This window comes from Bradyrhizobium sp. BRP20, assembly GCF_020194215.1.
GTDB classification, from domain to species: domain Bacteria; phylum Pseudomonadota; class Alphaproteobacteria; order Rhizobiales; family Xanthobacteraceae; genus Bradyrhizobium; species Bradyrhizobium yuanmingense.
On record NZ_JADYVY010000007.1, the window covers coordinates 21,451 to 41,958 of the forward strand.

Sequence of the window (20,508 nt, forward strand, 5' to 3'; positions counted from 1 at the left end):
ATCTTGGCCCGTATCACCCTTCGCCAATTGCTCGATCACGCTGCCAGCCACGGCTACGCCGTGCCGGCGTTCAACATCAACAACATGGAGCAGGGCATCGCGATCATGCAGGCGGCGGCCGCGGTCGATGCGCCGGTCATCATCCAGGCCTCGCGCGGCGCGCGCAGCTATGCCGGCGATCTCATGCTTTCGCACATGATCGACGCGCTGGAGCGGACCTATCCCGACATTCCGCTCTGCATGCACCAGGACCACGGCAATGACGAAGCGACCTGCGCCTCGGCCATCGCCCATGGCTTCACCTCCGTCATGATGGATGGCTCGCTCAAAGCCGACGCCAAGACGGCGGCCGACTATGGCTATAACGTCGCGATCACGCGCCGCGTCGTCGATCTCGCTCATTGGGTCGGCGCGTCCGTCGAAGGCGAGCTCGGCGTGCTCGGTTCGCTCGAGCACGGTGGCGGCGAGCAGGAGGATGGTCACGGCGTCGAGGGCAAGGTCGGCCACGATCAGCTCTTGACCGATCCGGACCAGGCCGTCGACTTCGTCCGTGCAACCAAGGTCGATGCGCTCGCGATCGCGATGGGCACCTCGCACGGCGCCTACAAGTTCAGCCGCAAGCCGGACGGCGATATCCTGGCGATGCGGGTGGTCGAGGAGATCCACCGCCGGCTGCCGAACACGCATCTGGTCATGCACGGCTCGTCCTCGGTGCCGCAGCCGCTCCAGGACATGTTCAACCAGTTCGGCGGCGAGATGCCGCAGACCTGGGGCGTGCCGGTCGAGGAGATCGTTCGCGGCATCCGAAGCGGCGTGCGCAAGGTCAATATCGACACCGATTGCCGGCTGGCGATGACCGCGGTGTTCCGGAAGGTGGCGGCGGAAGCGCGCTCCGAATTCGATCCGCGCAAGTTCCTGAAGCCGGCGATGGACGCAATGCGCGAATTGTGCCGCGAGCGGTTCGAGCAGTTCGGTACCGCAGGCCACGCCAGCAAGATCAAGGTCATTCCAATGAGCGAGATGGCGCGGCGCTATCGCGCCGGCGAGCTCGATCCGCGCATCGACGCCCGCGAGCCGGTTGCCGCTTAGCCAATCAGAAAGAGCAGAGAAAAGAGCAGGAGAGAGACATGAACGCACATGCAGGCACGGTCCGCGGCAAAGAGCGCTATCGCTCCGGCGTGATGGAATACAAGCGCATGGGCTATTGGGAGCCCGACTACACGCCGAAGGACACCGACGTCATCGCGCTGTTCCGCGTCACGCCGCAGGAAGGCGTCGACCCGATTGAGGCCTCCGCCGCGGTTGCCGGCGAATCCTCGACCGCGACCTGGACGGTGGTGTGGACCGATCGCTTGACGGCGGCCGAGAAGTATCGCGCCAAGTGCTACCGCGTCGATCCCGTTCCGGGCTCGCCAGGCTCGTATTTCGCCTACATCGCCTACGATCTCGACCTGTTCGAGCCGGGCTCGATCGCCAACCTCTCGGCCTCGATCATCGGCAACGTGTTCGGCTTCAAGCCGCTGAAGGCGCTGCGACTCGAGGACATGCGCTTTCCCGTCGCCTATGTGAAGACGTTCCAGGGACCGGCGACCGGCATCGTGGTGGAGCGCGAGCGGCTCGACAAGTTCGGCCGGCCGCTGCTCGGCGCGACGGTGAAGCCGAAGCTCGGTCTGTCCGGCCGCAATTACGGCCGTGTGGTCTATGAGGCGCTGAAGGGCGGGCTCGACTTCACCAAGGACGACGAGAACATCAACTCGCAGCCCTTCATGCATTGGCGCGATCGACTCCTCTATTGCATGGAGGCGGTGAACCGCGCGCAGGCCGCTTCCGGCGAGGTGAAGGGCACCTACCTGAACGTCACCGCGGCCACCATGGAGGACATGTACGAGCGCGCCGAGTTCGCAAAGGAGCTCGGCTCGGTGATCGTGATGATCGACCTCGTGATCGGTTACACTGCGATCCAGTCCATGGCCAAATGGGCGCGGCGCAACGACATGATCCTGCATCTGCATCGCGCCGGCCACTCCACCTATACGCGGCAGAAGAGCCATGGCGTGTCGTTCCGCGTCATCGCGAAGTGGATGCGGCTCGCCGGCGTAGACCACATCCACGCCGGTACTGTGGTCGGCAAGCTCGAAGGCGATCCCAACACCACACGCGGCTACTACGATGTCTGCCGCGAAGACTTCAACCCGACCAAGCTCGAGCATGGCCTGTTCTTCGACCAGTCCTGGGCGAGCCTCAACAAGATGATGCCGGTAGCCTCCGGCGGCATCCATGCCGGGCAGATGCACCAGCTGCTCGACCTGTTAGGCGAGGACGTCGTGCTGCAGTTCGGCGGCGGCACGATCGGTCATCCCATGGGCATTGCGGCCGGCGCGACCGCCAACCGCGTGGCGCTGGAAGCGATGATCCTCGCCCGCAACGAGGGCCGCGACTATGTCCACGAGGGCCCGGAGATTTTGGCCAAGGCGGCCCAGACCTGCACGCCGCTGAAGGCCGCGCTCGAGGTCTGGAAGGATGTCACTTTCAACTATCAATCCACCGACACGCCGGACTTCGTGCCGACCGCGCTGGAAACCGTCTGAGGAGATTTGAGATGAAGATCACCCAGGGCTGCTTCTCGTACCTGCCGGATCTGACCGACGAGCAGATCACCAGCCAGGTGCAGTATTGCCTCGCCAATGGCTGGGCGGTGAACATCGAGTTCACCGACGATCCGCATCCCCGAAACACCTATTGGGAGATGTGGGGCCTGCCGATGTTCGATCTCCAGGACGCCGCCGGCGTGATGATGGAGCTCGCCGAGTGCCGCAGGGTCTACGGCGACCGCTATATCCGCATCAGCGGCTTCGATGCCAGCCACGGCTGGGAGTCGGTGCGGATCTCCTTCCTCGTCAACCGGCCGAAGCAAGAGACGGAGTTCGAGCTGGTGCGGCAGGAGGTCGGCGGCCGTGCGGTCCGCTACACCACCGTGCGCAAGCCGGTTGCGCACGCGCCAGCTTGAGTCATCCGCTTCCGCGCGGAGCTCTCCCTGCTCCGCATCCTGGCGGACCACTGCTTCGCCGCCTCGCTCGCGGCGAAGCTCTTTTCTTCGAGGGTAGCCATGCTCGATGTCCCCCACGCAACCACGACCGAACACAGCGAGACCCATTTCGATCTCCGCAAGGAGGCTGAAGCCGCCGGAATCACCGAGACGCTTCAACAGCTCGATCAGGAGCTGATCGGACTCAAGCCGGTCAAGAACCGCGTGCGCCAGATCGCCTCGCTGCTGCTGATCGAGCGCATCCGGCAGCGTGCCGGCCTCGCCTCCGCGCCGCCGACGCTGCACATGTCGTTCACCGGCAATCCTGGAACAGGCAAGACCACCGTCGCGCTGCGCATGGCCAGGATCCTGCACGGGCTCGGCTTCGTGCGGCGCGGGCAGGTGATCTCGGTGACGCGCGACGATCTCGTCGGCCAGTATATCGGCCACACTGCGCCGAAGACCAAGGAGATCCTGAAAAAAGCGATGGGCGGCGTGCTGTTCATCGACGAGGCCTATTACCTGCATCGTCCCGACAACGAGCGCGACTATGGTCAGGAATCGATCGAGATCCTGCTCCAGGTGATGGAGAACCAGCGCGAGGACCTCGTCGTGATCCTCGCCGGCTATGGCGAGCGGATGACGAAATTCTTCGCCTCCAATCCCGGCTTCCGGTCGCGGATCGCCCACCACATCGAATTCCCTGACTATGCAGAGGCCGAGCTGCTCGTTATCGCCGAGCTGATGCTGAAGGAGCGCGGCTACCGCTTCTCGGCTGCGGCGCGCGAGGCGTTCGAGAAATACATCGCGCTGCGCCGGACCCAGCCGTTCTTCTCCAATGCGCGCTCGATCCGCAACGCCGTCGACCGCATCCGCCTGCGGCAGGCCGATCGGCTGGTGTCCGATCTCGATCGCATGCTCGATGTCGCCGACCTCGAAACCATCGATGCCATGGACGTCTTGGCGAGCCGAGTCTTCAGCGGCGGTGCGGATGCGCGGAGTGCAGTGCCATGACGAAGGAGATCATGATCGCTCCCTCGATCCTCGCCGCGGATTTCGCGCGTCTCGGCGAGGAGGTCGCCGCGATCGACGCCGCTGGGGCCGACTGGATTCATTGCGACGTCATGGACGGGCACTTCGTGCCGAACATCAGTTTCGGTGCCGAGGTCATCAAGGCGATCCGTCCCTATTCGAAGAAGCCGTTCGACGTGCATTTGATGATCGCGCCGACAGATCCCTATCTCGAGGCGTTCGCAAAGGCCGGAGCGGACATCATCACGGTGCACGCCGAAGCGGGGGCGCATCTCGACCGCTCGCTCCAGGCGATCCGCTCGCTCGGCAGCAAGGCTGGCGTCAGCCTTTGTCCGTCGACCCCGGAAGCGGTGATCGAGTATGTGCTCGATCGTATCGATCTCGTGCTGGTGATGACGGTCAATCCGGGCTTTGGCGGCCAATCCTTCATCGCATCGCAGATCGACAAGATCAGGCGGATCAGGACCATGATCGGCGGGCGGCCGATCCGGCTCGAGGTCGACGGCGGTGTCACGTGCGACAATGCCGCGGCCGTGGCTGCAGCGGGTGCCGACACGCTGGTCGCGGGCTCCGCCGTGTTTCGCGGCAAGAGCGCTGGCGAATATGCCGCCAATATCGCGGCTATTCGCATCGCCGCGGAGACCGGCCGGGTTCCGAAGCTGCAAGATAGTTCCGCGCCCGCGAAGCGGGCCGAAGAAAGTGCGCTCATCCGGTAGATTACGGATCAGCCCATCGCCGTGGCTCCGGTGTGTCAAGGCGCCACTTTCTCCGGATCTCTACGGAGCATGCCTTCCAAATCGATCGGCTCATTCAGGCCGGGGTAACCAACGCACCGGAGAAGGACAATCGATTAACGACCGCGCAATGCCAAGCGTCTCAATCTGTGGTTTAGGGACGCTATGAGAGCGCGGATGCGTAACGACGGAAACTGCGGCATGAAGCCCGCACGCGGCGCAAAGTGATGGCATGAGCATGCATCGCCTGTTCGCCGAGCAGCTCCGCTGCGCCACCGATGCCACCGGACAGGTCGATCTCGTCAAGCTGGGCAAGTTCGTCAGCGCGGCTTACGAGGCCGGTGATCGCGAGCGTCAGCGGATGATCGAAGTACGCGCGCAAACGCGCGACGAGGTCGAGCAGGATCTGCTGCGGACCCGCGAGTTCCTTGACACAATCATCGAAAACATTCCGATCGCCGTCTTCGCGAAATGTGCGGAGAGTTCGCGCTACATCCTGCTCAACCGCGCCGGAGAAGACTATTACGGCATGCCGCGCGAACAGATGCTGGGCCGAACGCCCGAGCAGATCTTCCCGGCTGACGTGGCCCGCGTGGTCAACGAGCAGGATAGACGCGTCGCGGCCAGCGGCATGCCGATGGTTCTGGAGGAGCATCTGCTCGAAGTCGGCGTCAAGGGCCGCGACCGGGTCGTCAATTCACGCAAGATGCTGATCACGGATGGCAACGGGGATCCGCAATATCTCGTCGGCGTGATCGAGGATGTCACGGAGCGTGTCACCACCCGGCAGCGGATCAGCCATCTTGCGCATCATGATGCGCTCACGGACCTGCCGAACCGCAGCGCCTTCAACGCCGCGCTCGACGAACGGCTGGAACGGGCGCAGGAGGCGTCGACCAGTTTCGCCGTGCTGAGCCTCGATCTCGACCGCTTCAAGGAGGTCAACGACGTGTTCGGTCACCCCGTCGGCGACATGCTGATGCGGGCGGCCGCCGACCGGCTTGCCGCGGAAGCCGAAGGCGCCTTCGTCGCCCGCATCGGCGGCGACGAGTTCATGATCCTGATGCCCGACAACGCCAGCCGTGAGGACGTTCTGGCGCTGGCCGAACGCCTGGTCGAGACGATCGGCAAGGAACTCGAGGTCGACGACTATCTCTCCCACGTGGGCCTCAGCGTCGGCATCGCGTTCTATCCCGACGATGGCGTGAACGCGGCGACGCTGCTCGCCAATGCCGACTCGGCTCTCTACCGCGCCAAGCGCGAGGGCAGGAGCCGGGTCCGCTGCTTCGAATCCGAGATGGACCAGGAGCTGCGCGATCGCAGGCTGTTGCAGCACGACCTGCGGCAGGCGCTGGAGCAGAACCAGCTCCTCGTCTATTTCCAGCCGCAGGCGCGGGTGGATGGCGAGGTCATCGGCTTCGAGGCGCTGCTGCGATGGAATCACCCGACGAGGGGCTTCGTGCCGCCGGACCAGTTCATTCCGCTCGCCGAGGAGAACAGGCTGATCGTCGAGATCGGTGAATGGGTGCTGCGCGAGGCGTGCCGTGAGGCGGCATCCTGGCCGCGGCCGTTGCAGGTCGCGGTCAATCTGTCGCCGGTCCAGTTTCAGGCGGGCGATCTCGAGCGCTCGATCCATCAGATCCTGTTGGAGACGGGATTGACGCCGACGCGGCTCGAGGTCGAGATCACCGAGGGCGTGCTGATCGGCGATTTCACCCGCGCGCTCAACCTGCTGCGGCGGCTGAAGGCGCTCGGCATCCGCATCGCCATGGACGATTTCGGTACCGGCTATTCCTCGCTGTCCTATCTGCAGTCGTTCCCGTTCGACAAGATCAAGATCGGCCGCAGTTTCATCTCCAACCTGGAGGCGACGCCGCAATCGGCCGAGATTGTCCGCGCCGTCCTGAGCCTGGCGCACGCGCTGAAGATCCCGGTCATTGCCGAGGGGGTGGAGACGGAAGCCCAACGTGCCTTCTTGGCCCGCGAGGCCTGCGAGGAGATGCAAGGCTATCTCGTCGGCCGTCCCGACTTGATCGAGCGCTATCTCGACCTGGTGGGCCTCGCCGTGGAGCGCCGCCTCTACGCCTAGCATTGGGCACAGAGTTCCGAGCGGACGTTTGGAACTAAAATCCTTACCGGCGCTTCTCGAAAATAAACTTGGTTCAGGCGCGTTGGCGCGCAGCAAATGTTTTGCATAAACGCCATCGGCCTGACGCAAATCAGGGCAATAAGCCGGTGAACGCGAGGGAGGGTCTCATGGAGAACGTACGTCGCTACCGGGCGCTGGCGTCCCTCTGCCGTCAGCAGGCGGCCTACCGGCCGCTCCAGAACTGGGAACTTCTCGGCCAGGCCGAACATTTCGAACATCTCGCCGAAATCGAGCTCAAGGCGCACTTCGACGCGTGCAATGTGCACCGCGACAAGGACGCCGCCGCGCCCACGACATGGGAAGCTCCCGTCGCGGCGTGACGGCGCCAGGCCGGCGCGTCAATGCGACATCAGCGTCGGGACCGTCATGGCTTCCAGCATGGCGCGGGTGACGCCCCCGAGAAAGCGTTCCTGCAACCGCGAATGGCCGTAGCCGCCCATCACCAGAAGATCGAGACTCTCGTCGGCCGCCAGCGACAGAATGATCGGCTGAATGTCGGCGCGCGAGGCGGTCAGGCTGACCGTGCGGGTGGACAATCCGCGCCGGCCGAGATGTCTGGCCAAGCCGCTCGCTGAAGCTTCGCCGCAGACGTCGTCGGTCTCGTTGACGGTGATGATCACGATCTCTTCGGCGCGCGCCAGGAACGGAGCTGCGTCGCGCATAGCGCGGGCGGCAACGCGACTGCCGTCCCAGCAGATGCCGATCCGCTTCGCCTTGAAGGCTCCCCGGAAGGTGTAGGGCAGGAACAGCACCGGGCCGCCCGCGCGGAACAGGATCTCGCTCGGCATGTCGTTGTCGAACGAGCCTTGCGCCGGATCGGGCTGGAGCACGACGCTGAGGTCGTGCAGCCGTGCCATCTCGCCGAGCGAGCCGGCGGCATCTGCCGGGATCGCGCCGAGTGCGTGGCAGGTATAGGAGATGCCGGCGTTCGCCGCCTCGCTCTTGAATACCGCGAGCGCCGCCTCGGCCCGCTCCACGGCGCGCTCGCGCTCCAGCTCGAACACGGCCGCCACCGCCGCGCCGCCTTCCATGACGTAAGCCGTACTGGTGGCGACATAGCCGACCGCGACCGCGTCGAGATGCGCGTTGAGCTTCGCCGCGAGCGAGACCGAGCCCTCGATCGCGGGACGCATGGGACGTTCGGTGGGAATGTGGACGAGAATGTCTTTGTACATGGCGCGCCTCCGCTGAGCATCATCCGATGGTCGCAGTTTTTCACTGCGCGAAGGCGGCGCGTTGAGCTGTATCAAACGTCCGGATTGCCTGCTGCGACCGCTCATCCATTCTTTGCCGAGATTTAATCGGACGGACGGGACGCCGTAAGGTGGCAGCGACCATGTTGCGGGCAAGGCGACACCTGCTCAACATGGACATTTCGACATGAACGATCGCGTCAATTCCGACATCACCACGTCTCGCAAGATCTTGCGGCCGCGGCGGCTCGCGCTGCTCGGCACCGTGGCCGCGCTGGGCGTGGCCGCCCTGGCAGTTGCGCCAGGCGCCTCGCCGTACGGCATCAACTCCTTGATTGCGCCGGCTCAGGCGGCCGAAGCCGCCGCGACGCCGCCCGGCTTCGGCGATCTCGTTAGCAGGGTCAAACCCGCTGTGATCTCGGTGCGGGTCAAAATCGATCAGGACAACGACAAGAGCGCGATGCTGCAGCAGAACCGGATGGATTCGGACGAGGACACGCCGTTCGACCAGTTCTCGCGACAGTTCGGTTTCCGCTTTCCGGGCGGCGCGAACGGCATGCCGCGCCAGCGCCACCAGATGATCACGGGCGAAGGCTCCGGCTTTTTCATCTCCGCCGACGGCTATGCCGTGACCAACAATCACGTCGTCGATCGCGCCGAGTCCGTGCAGGTGACGATGGACGACGGCACGACCTACACCGCGAAAGTGGTCGGCACCGATCCGAAGACAGATCTCGCGCTGATCAAGGTCGACGGCAAGAAGGACTTTCCGTTCGTCAAGTTCTCCGACCAGAAGCCGCGCATTGGCGACTGGGTGGTCGCGGTCGGCAATCCCTTCGGTCTTGGCGGCACCGTGACCGCCGGCATCGTCTCGGCCAGCGGCCGCGACATCGGCAACGGTCCCTATGACGACTTCATCCAGATCGACGCGCCGATCAACAAGGGTAATTCCGGCGGCCCGGCCTTCGACATGAACGGCAACGTGATCGGCGTGAACACTGCGATCTTCTCGCCCTCGGGCGGCTCGGTCGGCATCGGCTTCGATATCCCGGCTTCGACCGCCAAGCTCGTCGTCGCGCAATTGAAGGACAAGGGCGCGGTCACCCGGGGCTGGCTCGGCGTGCAGGTGCAGCCGGTGACGTCGGATATCGCCGACAGCCTCGGGCTCAAGGAGGCGCGCGGCGCGATCGTCGACAATCCGCAGGATGGCAGCCCGGCGGCGAAGGCCGGCATCCAGGCGGGCGATGTCATCACCGCCGTCAACGGCACCACGATCAAGGACTCTCGCGACCTCGCCCGCACCATCGCCGGCTTGACGCCGGGCACGTCCGTGAAGCTCGATGTCTTCCGCAAGGGCGACAGCAAGACGGTGACGCTGGCGCTCGGCGAGTTGCCGAACGAGCGGCAGGCCAAGGGCAATGGCAGTGGCAATGCCGACGAGGGCAGCGGACAGCCGGGTGCCGGCACGCCGCGCCTCGGCCTCAGCCTGGCGCCCGCCGGTGACGTTCAGGGCGCAGGCCAGAACGGCGTCGTCGTCACCGAGGTTGATCCGCAAGGCCCGGCCGCGCAACGCGGCATCCGGACCGGCGACGTCATCCTCAATGTCGGCGGCAAGGCTGTCAGCAATGTCGGCGAGGTGCGCTCCGAGCTGGCGCAGGCCAAATCGTCGGGCAAGCGCAGCGTGCTGCTTCAGGTCAGAAGCGCGGAGGCCACCCGCTTCGTTGCGGTGCCACTCGCATAACGTCAACTCGACCCTTACCAATCCAGGAAGGCGGCCTTCGGGCCGCCTTTTGCACACACGTCACGTCCGCACCAGGCCGGTCACATTCTCGTTAACGGCAGGGATGATGACCTGGTGCGTCCGAAAAAGCCGTGTTCGCTGATCACACTCGCAGGGCGCCTCGGTGCTCTGCGCCAACGTCGCCGCTGAGAGGGGTTGCAAGCGTGGAACTTCGAGCCTCCCGGCGCTTTGTGGAACTCGCCGGTGGTTCACAAGTGATCGGTGCCGACATGGATCGATTGAAGCTCTCGCTCAGGGGTGCGCTGCTCGTGGCGCCATTGGTGCTCTCGGGGGGAAACGCGCTCGGGCGCGACGACGGCCGCTACGCGAATTCTCCTCTGAAGCCATGGTTCGACAGTTTGCGCAGCCATCTCGGTCCGTGCTGCTCGGACGCGGACGGTTTCGCCCTTGCCGATCTCGACTGGGAGTCGCACAACGGGCGCTACCGTGTCCGCATCGACGGACAGTGGATCGATGTGCCGGATGAGGCCGTCATCACCGAGCCCAACCGGGCCGGCCGCACGATGGTGTGGCCGGTCAAGACTGCGTTCGGGATTTCGATCCGCTGCTTCATGCCGGGGAGCATGATCTGAGGCGGGTCAGCGCGACCGCTTGGATTTGCGCTTCGATGATTTCTTGTTCGACGATTTCTTGGACGACGTCGCGGACGTTTTCTTGGATGCTTTCTTGGACGTCTTCTTGGCGCTCTTGCGCTTCGAAGCCTTCTTCGGGACCTTCTTGCCCTTCTTGCGTGCCTTCGACAGTCCGATCGCGATGGCCTGCTTGCGGTTCTTGACGCGGCCGCCGCGCCCGCCACGGCCGCTCTTCGCGGTGCCCTTCTTGTAACGCCGCATCTCGGTGGCGACATCGCTTCCCGAGCTGCGTGAGTAGCGGCGCTTTTTTGCCTTGCGTGCCATGCATATTCTCCCTCGGCGGGGAGAACCATTCTGCACAGCCATGGTTCCGGGAGCGTGGAACGGCGCATGCCTAAAGCGCGATGCGATGCTCTAGAAGGAGTTTGCCAGCTCGATCTCCGCTTCCAGCACCTGGATGCGCCGGGCGGCCTCGCTGAAGGACAGATCCCGCGCATATTGGCCGGGCTGGTAGGCCTCTTCGCTGAGCCGCTTCAGCTTGAGACCCTGCGCCCGCGTCATCTGCTCGCCCAGGAAAAATCTGGCGTCGTATTTACCTTGAACCTGCATCTGGCGTCTCCGTCCTGAAATCGTGACTTGACTATATGTTCTTATTTTGTTCTAACAAGGCATGGACAACAGAATTAATGAAATTCGACGTAAAATCAGAGCCTTGAGGCTTGAGATGGCCGACGTCGAGGCGTCGGTGCGCGACCTCGTCAAGCGCGATCACGACTGCACGGAGAGAGCCCTGGCGCAGATGGACTTGCGCCGGAAGATCAATCTCTTGATCGCCGAATGGAAGGCTGCCGGCGGCAGCGACGTACTGCCGAACGTCCGCGACCGGGTGCGGCTTCGTGCCGTGAAGACAGGCGGCAACTCCGCGCGCGCAGCCGAGCGCCGCTGAGATCCTTGGCGCCGTATACTGAAGGCCGAGTGCCGAACCAAAGATAGAAGACAAAGGGCTCCGCAATGCGGAGCCCTTCATGATTCCAGGGAGCGCCTATTTGGTGTCGGTCATGCCGCCCTTGTTGGTCATGGTGCCGCCCTGATCAGAGCCGGGACCGGCGCCGCCTTGGCCGGACGGATCAGCGCCCTTGGAGGACTTGGTGTTGGCGCCGGTGGTCTGTGCCGACGACATCGAGGATCCATGCTTAGTCTTGTGCGATTTGGCCTGGGCGGCAAACGGCGCGGCGGCAAGGCCGGTTGCCAATATTACGGCGAGAGCGAGCTTGGTCGTCTTCATGCGGGGAAACTCCCTGAGTTAAATTGACGCAGGCACAAACCGCGCGTCGCGGCAGGGAGTTCCCGGCGAAGTATCTTCCACGCTTCAAGTTTGCTTGTCCTCGGCCAGGATGAACACGGCGCCGGTGAGCGTCGCGCCGATCGCGAAGGTCGTCACCAAGGTGAGGGCGAAGACCATCGCGGCCTGGCTTCCGCCATTGTTCAGCAGGTTGGCGACGGCTGGATTGGACAGGACGAGCGTGAGGCTGAAAATGAGGCCGAGCGCTGCGCCCATCATTGCATGCGTCATCAGCTTGATAAGGCCGCTGGCAGAGATCAGCTCAGACGACTTCTTGGTGCGCATGGGACGGCATCCCGAACTGCCACGCCAACGCGCATGTGATCGCCGGGTTCCGTTCCGCTGAAGGAATTGTTACCGCCCGTTTCATCCGGCGTTCATGCCGGGCTTGCCAAGATGGGCGCCAGCAAAACGGGAACATCGATATGGGTAAGGTCGTCTTTCTTTACCGCTCGCTGGCCTATCGCAACGCGGCCGCGGACATCCTGCGCAAGGCGCGCAAGCTTCCGCTTGGCGCGGAGCGGAGCGCGGCCCGCCGCTACGCGAGGGCGCTGCGCGATCTCGCCCGAACGGAAGCCTGGCTCGAGGGGCGCGTCGCGCGCGAACCGCGCACGGCGCAGAGCATGACCAGCGCAGCGTCAGGTTAACCGGATGCGCGTTGCAATTCGGCAGCGCCGGCGGTGTCGAACTTGCTTGGTGCAGCCGCCGCGGTCTTGCGTGTCAACGGCACCTCAAGACGGCACAGCAGGCCCTCGGCGCGCCAATCGAACTGCGCCTGTCCGCCAAGCTGGGACTCGATGCTCGCAAGCAGGCTTCGCGTGCCGAAGCCGCGCGATTTCGGGGTCTTGACCAGGGGACCGCCGGATTCCTCCCAGCTCAGCGTGAGCAGCTCCTCGTCGACCTGCCAATCGATCGCGAGCCGCCCCGCTCGCGTGGATAGCGCGCCGTACTTTGCCGAGTTAGTGAAGAGCTCGTGCAGTGCGAGCGCCAGCGTCTGGGCCGTCGCCGGCAGCAACTGAACTTCGGGCCCTGCCAATTTGATCTGGTCGCCCAGCGAGTAGGGCGCAAGCTCCTCGTCGATCAGCCTGGAGAGCTCGGCGCCTTGCCAGCTCGACAGCGACAGGATGGTGTGCACGCGCGCCAGCGCATTGATGCGCCCCTCGACGGCGTTGACATAGGCCTTGACCTCGTCGGCCCGGGTGAGGCGCACGATCGACTGCGCCAGCGCCAGCGCGTTCTTCGCGCGATGATCGACTTCCCGCGCCAGCAGGTTCTGCCGCTCCTCGGCGCGCTTGCGCTCGGTGATGTCGACGGTCACGCCGCTGACGCGCACCACGCGCCCGCTCTCGTCCGTGGTTGCGGCCGCCGTGCCGACGCACCAGCGCACCTCGCCGTCGGGCCGGATGATGCGGAACTCCGTCTCATAGGCGCGTGTGCCCTTGTTGAACTCGGCGATCGCCTTGCGCAACTGGTCGACGTCGTCGGGGTGCAGCAGGGCCTGAACGTTGGCCGGATTGATCTCGAAATTGTCGGGGCTGACGCCGAAGATATTGTATTGCCCCTCGTCCCACATCCAATCGCCGCTGATCCAGTCCCAGTCCCAGGACCCCATCTTGCCTGCCGCGATCGCCATGCTGCGCCGCTGCTCGCTCTCGCGCAGCTTCGCGGTGGAAGCCTCCAGTTCCGCGGTGCGGGCGCGGACGCGATCCTCGAGCTCGTGGTTCAGCCGTTCGAGCTCGCGCGTCTTGCGGTAGAGCTCGGCAAACACCTTGATCTTGGCGCGCAGTACCTCCGGCACGACCGGAACCGGCACGTAATCGACCGCGCCCATCTCGTAGCCGCGCAGCCGGTCGATGTCGCTGACCTGGATCGCCGAGATGAAGATCATGGCGGTCTTCTGGAAACGCGGATGCTCGCGGATCATCGCGGCGAGCTCGAAGCCGTCGAGCTCGGGCATGCAGACGTCGACCAGGATCACCGCGATCTCGGTCTTGAGCAGCACCTCCAACGCCTCGCGGCCCGAGGAGGCGATGACGAGGTTCTCGCCGAGATCCTTCAGGATCACCTCATAGGCGAGCAGCTTGGCCGGCTGGTCGTCGACGAGCAGGATGTTGACCTTTTCCTGGTCCATACGCATGTCCAACTCAGCGATGCAGCCACATGCGGATCGCAAGCAGCAATTGGTCGGTGTTGACCGGTTTGGCGAGGTAGTCGGACGCGCCGGCTTCGAGGCATTTCTCCCGGTCGCCCTTCATCGCCTTGGCGGTCAACGCGATGATCGGCAGACGGGCGAAGGCCGGGTTCTCGCGGATCACGCCGATGGTCTGGTAGCCATCCATCTGCGGCATCATGATGTCCATCAGCACGATCGCGATCTCCGGATTGGATTCGACCAAGGTCACCGCCTCGCTGCCGGTCGTGGCCGTCAGCACCTTCATGCCGCGTCGTTCCAGCACGCTCGAGAGCGCGAAGATATTGCGGGCATCGTCGTCGACGAGCAGGGCGGTCTTGCCGATCAGGTCCTCGTCGGAACTGTTCAGCTTCTCCAGCATGCGCTGCTTCTCGAGCGGCAACTCCGTGATCACGCGGTGCAGGAACAACGCGGTCTCGTCGAGCAGGCGCTCGGGCGATTCCACGCCCTTGACCACGATGCTGCGTGCCATAGTGTGGAGTTCCGCATCCTCCTCGGCCGAGAGCTCGCGGCCGGTGAACACCACGACGGGGATGTTCGACAGCGCCTCGTCGTTGCGGATCTGATCGAGCACCTCGAAGCCGCTCATGTCGGGCAGCCTGAGGTCGAGCACCACGCAATCGCAGGGTTGCTCGCGCAACGTCGTGAGCGCGCCTGCCCCGGTATCCGTGGCCAGGATCTCGATGTCGTCGTGGTGCAGCAGCTCGCGGATCGAGAGCCGCTCGGCCTCGTTGTCCTCGACGATCAAGAGCCGCTTGCGCCGCGGCCGCGCATATTCCTTGATCTGCGTCAGCGCGGCCGAGACGCCCTCGGTCGTCGTCGGCTTGTTGACGAAGGAGAAGGCGCCGCGCGCCAGCGCATGCTGGCGGTCCTCGTCGAGCGTGATGATCTGGACCGGGATGTGGCGGGTGAGCGGATTGTGCTTGAGCTGGCTCAGCACGGTCCAGCCGAGCATGTCGGGCAGGAACACGTCGAGCGAGACGGCCGTCGGCTGGTATTGCTTGGCGAGCTCGAGGGCCTCGGCGCCGCGCGCGGCGACCAGGACCTTGAAGCCCTTGTCGCGGGCCAGATCGACCAGCACGCGGGCATAATGCGGGTCGTCCTCGACGATCAGGAGAATGGTGTCGCCGGGCTCGAGGTTGAGGCGGTCGTCGGGCAGCTGCTCGATAACGCGCTGCTGGTCAGGCGCGGCAGGCTGCAGCGCCGGCGGCTGGCCGTATTGCTGTGACGCCGGCGCCCGCGGCGCGAGGGTCGGGCCGGAATATTTCAAGGGCAGATAGAGCGTGAAGGTCGAGCCCTTGCCCGGCGCGCTGCGCAGGTGGATCTCGCCGCCGAGCAGGCTGGCAAGCTCGCGGCTGATCGCAAGGCCGAGGCCGGTGCCGCCATATTTGCGGCTGGTGCCGGCATCGGCCTGCTGGAACGCCTCGAAGATCAGCTTCTGCTTCTCCAGGGGAATGCCGATGCCGGTGTCGGACACTTCGAAGGCGATCACGGCCGGCGCCGAGTTCAGCACCGGATGATCCGACCCCCAGCCGCCGATTGCGCCGGCGACTTTCAGGCGCACTTCGCCGTCGGCGGTGAACTTGAAGGCGTTGGAGAGCAGATTCTTCAGAACCTGTTGCAGCCGCTTGGAGTCGGTCACGATGCTGCGCGGCAGGTTCGGATCGACGTCGATCTTGAACGACAGGTTGCGGTTGTCCGCCTCGTGCCGGAACGGCCGGCCGACGGTCTCGAGCAGGTTCGCGGTCAGGATTTCCTCGGCGTCGACCGTCACGGTGCCGGACTCGATCTTGGAGAGATCGAGAATGTCGCTGATGAGGTTGAGCAGGTCGGTGCCGGCACCATGGATGGTGCGGGCGAACTCGACCTGCTTGGCCGAGAGGTTGCCATCGGGATTGTCGCTGAGCTGCTGTCCGAGGATCAGGATCGAGTTCAGCGGCGTACGCAGCTCGTGGCTCATATTGGCGAGGAATTCGGACTTGTACTTCGACGTCAGCGCGAGCTCGGTCGCCTTCTCCTCGAGCGCGCGGCGGGCCTGCTCGATTTCCTGGTTCTTGCGTTCGACCTCGACGTTGCGCTCGGCGAGCTGCTGCGCCTTCTGCTCGAGCTGGTCGTTGGTCTGCTGCAATTCGCGCTGCTGGGTCTGCAGCTCGCCGGCGAGCTGCTGCGACTGCTTGAGCAGGCCTTCGGTCTGCATCGTGGCCTCGATCGAATTGAGCACGATGCCGATGGAGTCGGTGAGCTGCTCCAGGAACGTCATCTGCGAGGTCGTGAAGGAGACCAGCGAGGCGAGCTCGATCACGGCCTTGACCTGGCCTTCGAACAGGACCGGGAGCACGACGAGGTTCTTCGGGGCGACGCGGAACAGCGCCGAGTTGATCGGCACCACGTCCGAGGGAATGTCGGAGACGACGCGCGGCCGCTTGTCGAAGGCGCATTGGCCGATCAGGCCTTCGCCGAACTGCAGCACCGGCTGATAGGGGTAGACGCCGTCGCTGGCGTAGGAGGCGAGCAGCAGGAGCTGGGGATCGTTCTCGTTCTCGACCTGGTAGATCACGCCCGTATGGGCGTTCACCAGCGGCGACAATTCGGTGAGCAGCAATCGGCCGACCGTGGTGAGATCGCGCTGTCCCTGGAGCATGTTGGTGAACTTGGCGAGGTTGGTCTTGAGCCAGTCCTGCTCGGTATTCACGTCCGTCGTGAGACGGAGGTTGGTGATCATCGTGTTGATGTTGTCCTTCAGCTCCGCCACTTCGCCGCGGGCGTCGACCTGGATCGACCGCGTCAGGTCGCCCTTGGTCACCGCAGTTGCGACTTCCGCGATCGCGCGCACCTGCGAGGTCAGGTTGGCCGCGAGCAGGTTGACGTTGCCGGTGAGATCCTTCCAGGTGCCGGCAGCGCCGGGCACGTTGGCCTGGCCGCCGAGCCGGCCTTCGACGCCGACCTCGCGCGCCACCGACGTCACCTGATCGGCGAAGGTCGCGAGCGTCTCGGTCATGTTGTTGATGGTGTCGGCGAGCGCCGCGACCTCGCCCTTCGACTTCACCGTGAGGTTCTGCTTCAGATCGCCGTTGGCGACCGCGGTCACCACCTTGACGATGCCGCGCACCTGCTCGGTCAGGTTCGCCGCCATGAAGTTGACGGTGTCGGTGAGATCCTTCCAGGTGCCGGCGACGCCGGGCACTTGCGCCTGGCCGCCCAGCTTTCCTTCCGTGCCCACCTCGCGCGCGACGCGCGTCACTTCGCCGGCGAAGGCGTTGAGCTGGTCCACCATGGTGTTGATGGTGTTCTTCAGCTCCAGGATTTCGCCCTTCACGTCGACGGTGATCTTGCGCGAGAGGTCGCCGCGCGCGACCGCCGTGGTGACTTCGGCGATGTTGCGGACCTGGGTGGTGAGGTTCGCAGCCAAGAGGTTGACGTTGTCCGTGAGATCCTTCCAAGTGCCGCCGACGCCGGGCACCACGGCCTGACCGCCGAGCCGGCCCTCGGTGCCGACCTCGCGCGCCACGCGCGTGACCTCGGCGGCGAAGGAGCGGAGCTGCTCGACCATGGTGTTCAGCGTGTCCTTCAGGAGAAGGATCTCGCCGCGTACGTCCACCGTGATCTTCTTCGACAGGTCGCCGCCGGCGATCGCGGTTGCGACCTCGGCGATGTTGCGGACCTGCGCCGTCAGGTTGGAGGCCATGAAGTTCACGTTGTCGGTGAGGTCCTTCCAGGTGCCGGCGACGCCGGGCACCTCGGCCTGGCCGCCGAGCTTGCCTTCGGTGCCGACCTCGCGCGCCACGCGCGTGACTTCGCCGGCAAAGCCGTTGAGCTGGTCCACCATGGTGTTGATGGTGTTCTTCAGCTCGAGGATTTCGCCCTTCACGTCGACGGTGATCTTGCGCGAGAGGTCGCCGCGCGCGACCGCGGTCGTCACCTCGGCGATGTTGCGGACCTGGGCGGTGAGGTTACCCGCCATCGAGTTGACGCTGTCGGTGAGATCCTTCCAGGTGCCGGCGACGCCGGGCACGTTGGCCTGACCGCCGAGGCGGCCTTCGGTGCCGACCTCGCGCGCCACGCGCGTCACCTCGCCCGCGAAGCGGTTGAGCTGGTCGACCATGGTGTTCAGCGTGTCCTTGAGCTGAAGGATCTCGCCGCGCACGTCCACGGTGATCTTGCGCGACAGGTCGCCGCCGGCGATGGCGGTGGCAACTTCCGCGATGTTGCGGACCTGCGCGGTGAGGTTACCCGCCATCGAGTTCACGGAGTCGGTCAGGTCCTTCCAGGTGCCGGCGACGCCGGGCACGTCGGCCTGGCCGCCGAGCTTGCCGTCGGTGCCGACCTCGCGCGCCACGCGCGTGACTTCGCCGGCGAAGGCGTTGAGCTGGTCGACCATGGTGTTGAGCGTTTCCTTCAGCTGAAGGATTTCGCCCGAGACGTTCACCGTGATCTTCTTGGACAAGTCGCCCTTCGCCACCGCGGTTGCGACCTCGGCGATGTTGCGGACCTGGCCCGTGAGGTTCGAGGCCATCGAGTTGACGCTGTCGGTGAGGTCCTTCCACGTGCCGCCGACGCCGCGCACCACCGCCTGACCGCCGAGCTTGCCTTCGGTGCCGACCTCGCGCGCCACGCGCGTGACTTCGCCGGCGAAGGCGTTGAGCTGGTCCACCATCGTGTTGATGGTGTCCTTCAGCTCGAGGATCTCGCCGCGCACGTCCACGGTGATCTTCTTCGAGAGATCGCCGCCGGCGACCGCGGTGGTCACCTCGGCGATGTTGCGGACCTGCGCGGTCAGGTTCGAGGCCATCGAGTTGACGCTCTCGGTGAGGTCCTTCCAGGTGCCGGCGACGCCGAGCACGTTGGCCTGGCCGCCGAGCCGGCCCTCGGTGCCGACCTCGCGGGCGACGCGCGTGACTTCGCCGGCGAAGGCGTTGAGCTGGTCGACCATGGTGTTGAGCGTTTCCTTCAGCTGAAGGATCTCGCCCGAGACGTTCACCGTGATCTTCTTCGACAAGTCGCCGCTCGCGATGGCGGTCGCGACGTCGGCGATGTTGCGGACCTGCGCGGTCAGGTTGGAGGCCATGAAGTTGACGTTGTCGGTGAGGTCCTTCCAGGTGCCGGCCACGCCGGGCACCTGGGCCTGACCGCCGAGCTTGCCCTCGGTGCCCACCTCGCGCGCGACGCGCGTGACCTCCGAGGCGAACGAGTTGAGCTGGTCCACCATGGTGTTGATGGTGTCCTTCAGCTCCAGGATCTCGCCGCGCACGTCCACGGTGATCTTGCGCGAGAGGTCGCCGCGCGCCACGGCGGTGGTGACGTTGGCGATGTTGCGGACCTGTGCGGTCAGGTTGCCGCACATCGCGTTGACGGAGTCGGTCAGGTCCTTCCAGGTGCCGGCGACGCCGGGCACGATGGCCTGGCCGCCGAGCTTGCCGTCGGTGCCGACCTCGCGCGCCACGCGCGTCACTTCGGAGGCGAAGGAGCGCAGCTGGTCCACCATCGTATTGATGGCTTCCTTGAGCTGGAGGATCTCGCCGCGGACGTCGACCGTGATCTTCTTGGAGAGGTCGCCGTTGGCGACCGCGATCGTCACCTCGGCGATGTTGCGAACCTGGTTGGTCAGGTTGTTCGCCATCGAGTTGACGCTCTCGGTGAGGTCCTTCCAGACGCCGGTCACCTCCGGCACCTGGGCCTGGCCGCCGAGCTTGCCTTCGGTGCCGACCTCGCGCGCCACGCGCGTCACCTCCGAGGTGAACACGCCGAGCTGCTTGATCATGGTGTTGACGATCGTCGCCGACTGCAAGAACTCGCCGCGGAGCGGACGGCCGTCGACGTCGAGCTTGACGGTCTGCAGCAGGTCGCCCTGGGCGACAGCGGCAACCGCGCGTGTCACCTCGCGCGTCGGCCACAACAAGTCGTCGATCAGCGTGTTGACCGAACCTTCCATGTCGGCCCAGGAGCCCGAGGCGAGGCCGAATTTCACGCGCTGGCGGGTCTTGCCTTCGCGTCCCACCACCTGGCCCACCAGCTCGAGCTGCTGTGCCATGCGCTGGTTCGCGGCGATAATTTCGTTAAAAGTGTCGGCGATCTTGCCGTCGATACCGAGATAGTCGCCGCTCATGCGCACCGAAAAGTCACCGCTGCGCATCGCTTGGAGGGCGAGCAGCAGTTCCGCTCGGGAATCTGACTCGGACGTACCGTTGATTTTTGGCTTTGGGACGCGACGACCGGAGCGTGATGCAGTTCCGGAATCGAGGTCGCTCATACTGTTTCCCCCGCAGGCGTCGGCCGAATCTGAGGCAAGACGCGTTCGACGAAATAAGAGCGTCAGCCAAATTCGAAATCAAGCGCCAACGTACGGCGCAAGGAAATGGAACCCGCTTTGCTCAGCCCGACCGAGTTAACAACGGACCGACCGGTTTGTTCCATACCCCTCGAAAGGAAAAAGGCCGCAGGGGCGGGTCGTCAACGCGTCCGACGTCCGCAG

18 protein-coding genes are annotated in these 20,508 nt (G+C 64.9%); 11 read left to right on the forward strand and 7 right to left on the reverse strand.

Translation table 11 applies throughout. From position 1 onward, the window contains the following. Positions 1-3: 3 nt before the first annotated feature. The 7 genes from fba (at position 4) to I6F33_RS17890 (ending at position 7,260) form a co-directional block, all read left to right on the forward strand. Complete coding sequence (gene fba, locus I6F33_RS17860; RefSeq protein ID WP_225143549.1) at positions 4-1,089, forward strand: class II fructose-bisphosphate aldolase; 1,086 nt, start codon at positions 4-6, stop codon at positions 1,087-1,089. Positions 1,090-1,127: 38 nt separating this feature from the next. Then, entirely contained in the window at positions 1,128-2,588 is a 1,461-nt protein-coding gene (locus tag I6F33_RS17865; protein ID WP_225143550.1) for a form I ribulose bisphosphate carboxylase large subunit, read from the forward strand. A gap of 11 nt (positions 2,589-2,599) precedes the next feature. Further along, positions 2,600-3,007, forward strand: a complete 408-nt coding sequence (locus I6F33_RS17870) for a ribulose bisphosphate carboxylase small subunit (RefSeq protein ID WP_036003868.1) — start codon at positions 2,600-2,602, stop codon at positions 3,005-3,007. 99 nt (positions 3,008-3,106) lie between these two features. Further along, positions 3,107-4,039 (forward strand): CbbX protein, encoded by a 933-nt coding sequence (gene cbbX / locus I6F33_RS17875; protein ID WP_225143551.1) that lies wholly within the window; start codon positions 3,107-3,109, stop codon positions 4,037-4,039. Then, a complete protein-coding gene (gene rpe, locus I6F33_RS17880) occupies positions 4,036-4,773 on the forward strand; it encodes a ribulose-phosphate 3-epimerase (RefSeq protein ID WP_225143552.1) in 738 nt (245 codons plus the stop codon). The genes cbbX and rpe overlap by 4 nt, the downstream gene beginning before the upstream one ends. Before the next feature lie 250 nt (positions 4,774-5,023). Further along, entirely contained in the window at positions 5,024-6,880 is a 1,857-nt protein-coding gene (locus I6F33_RS17885; protein ID WP_225143553.1) for a bifunctional diguanylate cyclase/phosphodiesterase, read from the forward strand. Positions 6,881-7,047: 167 nt separating this feature from the next. After that, complete coding sequence (locus I6F33_RS17890; RefSeq protein ID WP_036003891.1) at positions 7,048-7,260, forward strand: hypothetical protein; 213 nt, start codon at positions 7,048-7,050, stop codon at positions 7,258-7,260. Positions 7,261-7,278: 18 nt separating this feature from the next. Here I6F33_RS17890 and I6F33_RS17895 read toward each other — a convergent pair whose 3' ends face one another. Beyond that, positions 7,279-8,115 carry a universal stress protein gene (locus I6F33_RS17895; RefSeq protein WP_225143555.1) on the reverse strand — a complete coding sequence of 279 codons (837 nt, stop codon included), beginning with the start codon at positions 8,113-8,115 and terminating at the stop codon, positions 7,279-7,281. 205 nt (positions 8,116-8,320) lie between these two features. Here I6F33_RS17895 and I6F33_RS17900 point away from each other — a divergent pair, with 205 nt between their 5' ends. Both I6F33_RS17900 and I6F33_RS17905 read left to right on the forward strand, forming a co-directional pair. Further along, positions 8,321-9,874 carry a Do family serine endopeptidase gene (locus tag I6F33_RS17900; protein ID WP_225112616.1) on the forward strand — a complete coding sequence of 518 codons (1,554 nt, stop codon included), beginning with the start codon at positions 8,321-8,323 and terminating at the stop codon, positions 9,872-9,874. Positions 9,875-10,143: 269 nt separating this feature from the next. Then, positions 10,144-10,506: a hypothetical protein gene (locus tag I6F33_RS17905; protein WP_225143814.1), complete on the forward strand. Its 363-nt coding sequence runs from the start codon at positions 10,144-10,146 to the stop codon at positions 10,504-10,506. A gap of 6 nt (positions 10,507-10,512) precedes the next feature. Here the strand turns inward: I6F33_RS17905 and I6F33_RS17910 are convergent, their stop codons facing one another. Together I6F33_RS17910 and I6F33_RS17915 are read right to left on the reverse strand one after the other, a co-directional pair. Then, entirely contained in the window at positions 10,513-10,830 is a 318-nt protein-coding gene (locus tag I6F33_RS17910; RefSeq protein ID WP_225143557.1) for a DUF6496 domain-containing protein, read from the reverse strand. Positions 10,831-10,920: 90 nt separating this feature from the next. Further along, a complete protein-coding gene (locus I6F33_RS17915; RefSeq protein WP_057026883.1) occupies positions 10,921-11,115 on the reverse strand; it encodes a DUF3072 domain-containing protein in 195 nt (64 codons plus the stop codon). 115 nt (positions 11,116-11,230) lie between these two features. Here I6F33_RS17915 and I6F33_RS17920 point away from each other — a divergent pair, with 115 nt between their 5' ends. Beyond that, complete coding sequence (locus tag I6F33_RS17920) at positions 11,231-11,452, forward strand: hypothetical protein (protein ID WP_225143559.1); 222 nt, start codon at positions 11,231-11,233, stop codon at positions 11,450-11,452. 96 nt (positions 11,453-11,548) lie between these two features. Here I6F33_RS17920 and I6F33_RS17925 read toward each other — a convergent pair whose 3' ends face one another. Both I6F33_RS17925 and I6F33_RS17930 read right to left on the reverse strand, forming a co-directional pair. After that, on the reverse strand, positions 11,549-11,791 hold the full coding sequence (locus I6F33_RS17925; protein WP_036003915.1) for a hypothetical protein: 243 nt from the start codon (positions 11,789-11,791) through the stop codon (positions 11,549-11,551). An 84-nt stretch (positions 11,792-11,875) separates the two neighbouring features. After that, positions 11,876-12,133 (reverse strand): hypothetical protein, encoded by a 258-nt coding sequence (locus I6F33_RS17930; RefSeq protein ID WP_036029986.1) that lies wholly within the window; start codon positions 12,131-12,133, stop codon positions 11,876-11,878. A 140-nt stretch (positions 12,134-12,273) separates the two neighbouring features. Here I6F33_RS17930 and I6F33_RS17935 point away from each other — a divergent pair, with 140 nt between their 5' ends. Next, positions 12,274-12,495 (forward strand): hypothetical protein, encoded by a 222-nt coding sequence (locus I6F33_RS17935; protein ID WP_225143561.1) that lies wholly within the window; start codon positions 12,274-12,276, stop codon positions 12,493-12,495. On the opposite strand, the gene I6F33_RS17940 is transcribed toward I6F33_RS17935, so the two are convergent. After that, positions 12,492-13,979: an HWE histidine kinase domain-containing protein gene (locus I6F33_RS17940; RefSeq protein ID WP_036003924.1), complete on the reverse strand. Its 1,488-nt coding sequence runs from the start codon at positions 13,977-13,979 to the stop codon at positions 12,492-12,494. The genes I6F33_RS17935 and I6F33_RS17940 overlap by 4 nt on opposite strands. 13 nt (positions 13,980-13,992) lie before the next feature. Beyond that, positions 13,993-20,286 carry a HAMP domain-containing protein gene (locus I6F33_RS17945; RefSeq protein WP_074447528.1) on the reverse strand — a complete coding sequence of 2,098 codons (6,294 nt, stop codon included), beginning with the start codon at positions 20,284-20,286 and terminating at the stop codon, positions 13,993-13,995. Positions 20,287-20,508: the final 222 nt, after the last annotated feature.

Bases quoted from the DNA above. Each gene is read 5' to 3' on its own strand.
- I6F33_RS17895 (WP_225143555.1), bottom strand. From the start codon at position 8,115: ATGTACAAAGACATTCTCGTCCACATTCCCACCGAACGTCCCATGCGT.
- I6F33_RS17910 (WP_225143557.1), bottom strand. From the start codon at position 10,830: ATGGCACGCAAGGCAAAAAAGCGCCGCTACTCACGCAGCTCGGGAAGC.
- I6F33_RS17905 (WP_225143814.1), top strand. From the start codon at position 10,144: ATGGATCGATTGAAGCTCTCGCTCAGGGGTGCGCTGCTCGTGGCGCCA.
- I6F33_RS17870 (WP_036003868.1), top strand. From the start codon at position 2,600: ATGAAGATCACCCAGGGCTGCTTCTCGTACCTGCCGGATCTGACCGAC.
- I6F33_RS17940 (WP_036003924.1), bottom strand. From the start codon at position 13,979: ATGGACCAGGAAAAGGTCAACATCCTGCTCGTCGACGACCAGCCGGCC.
- I6F33_RS17885 (WP_225143553.1), top strand. From the start codon at position 5,024: ATGAGCATGCATCGCCTGTTCGCCGAGCAGCTCCGCTGCGCCACCGAT.
- I6F33_RS17930 (WP_036029986.1), bottom strand. From the start codon at position 12,133: ATGCGCACCAAGAAGTCGTCTGAGCTGATCTCTGCCAGCGGCCTTATC.
- I6F33_RS17900 (WP_225112616.1), top strand. From the start codon at position 8,321: ATGAACGATCGCGTCAATTCCGACATCACCACGTCTCGCAAGATCTTG.
- I6F33_RS17925 (WP_036003915.1), bottom strand. From the start codon at position 11,791: ATGAAGACGACCAAGCTCGCTCTCGCCGTAATATTGGCAACCGGCCTT.
- I6F33_RS17920 (WP_225143559.1), top strand. From the start codon at position 11,231: ATGGCCGACGTCGAGGCGTCGGTGCGCGACCTCGTCAAGCGCGATCAC.
- cbbX (WP_225143551.1), top strand. From the start codon at position 3,107: ATGCTCGATGTCCCCCACGCAACCACGACCGAACACAGCGAGACCCAT.
- I6F33_RS17935 (WP_225143561.1), top strand. From the start codon at position 12,274: ATGGGTAAGGTCGTCTTTCTTTACCGCTCGCTGGCCTATCGCAACGCG.
- rpe (WP_225143552.1), top strand. From the start codon at position 4,036: ATGACGAAGGAGATCATGATCGCTCCCTCGATCCTCGCCGCGGATTTC.
- I6F33_RS17890 (WP_036003891.1), top strand. From the start codon at position 7,048: ATGGAGAACGTACGTCGCTACCGGGCGCTGGCGTCCCTCTGCCGTCAG.
- I6F33_RS17915 (WP_057026883.1), bottom strand. From the start codon at position 11,115: ATGCAGGTTCAAGGTAAATACGACGCCAGATTTTTCCTGGGCGAGCAG.
- I6F33_RS17945 (WP_074447528.1), bottom strand. From the start codon at position 20,286: ATGAGCGACCTCGATTCCGGAACTGCATCACGCTCCGGTCGTCGCGTC.
- I6F33_RS17865 (WP_225143550.1), top strand. From the start codon at position 1,128: ATGAACGCACATGCAGGCACGGTCCGCGGCAAAGAGCGCTATCGCTCC.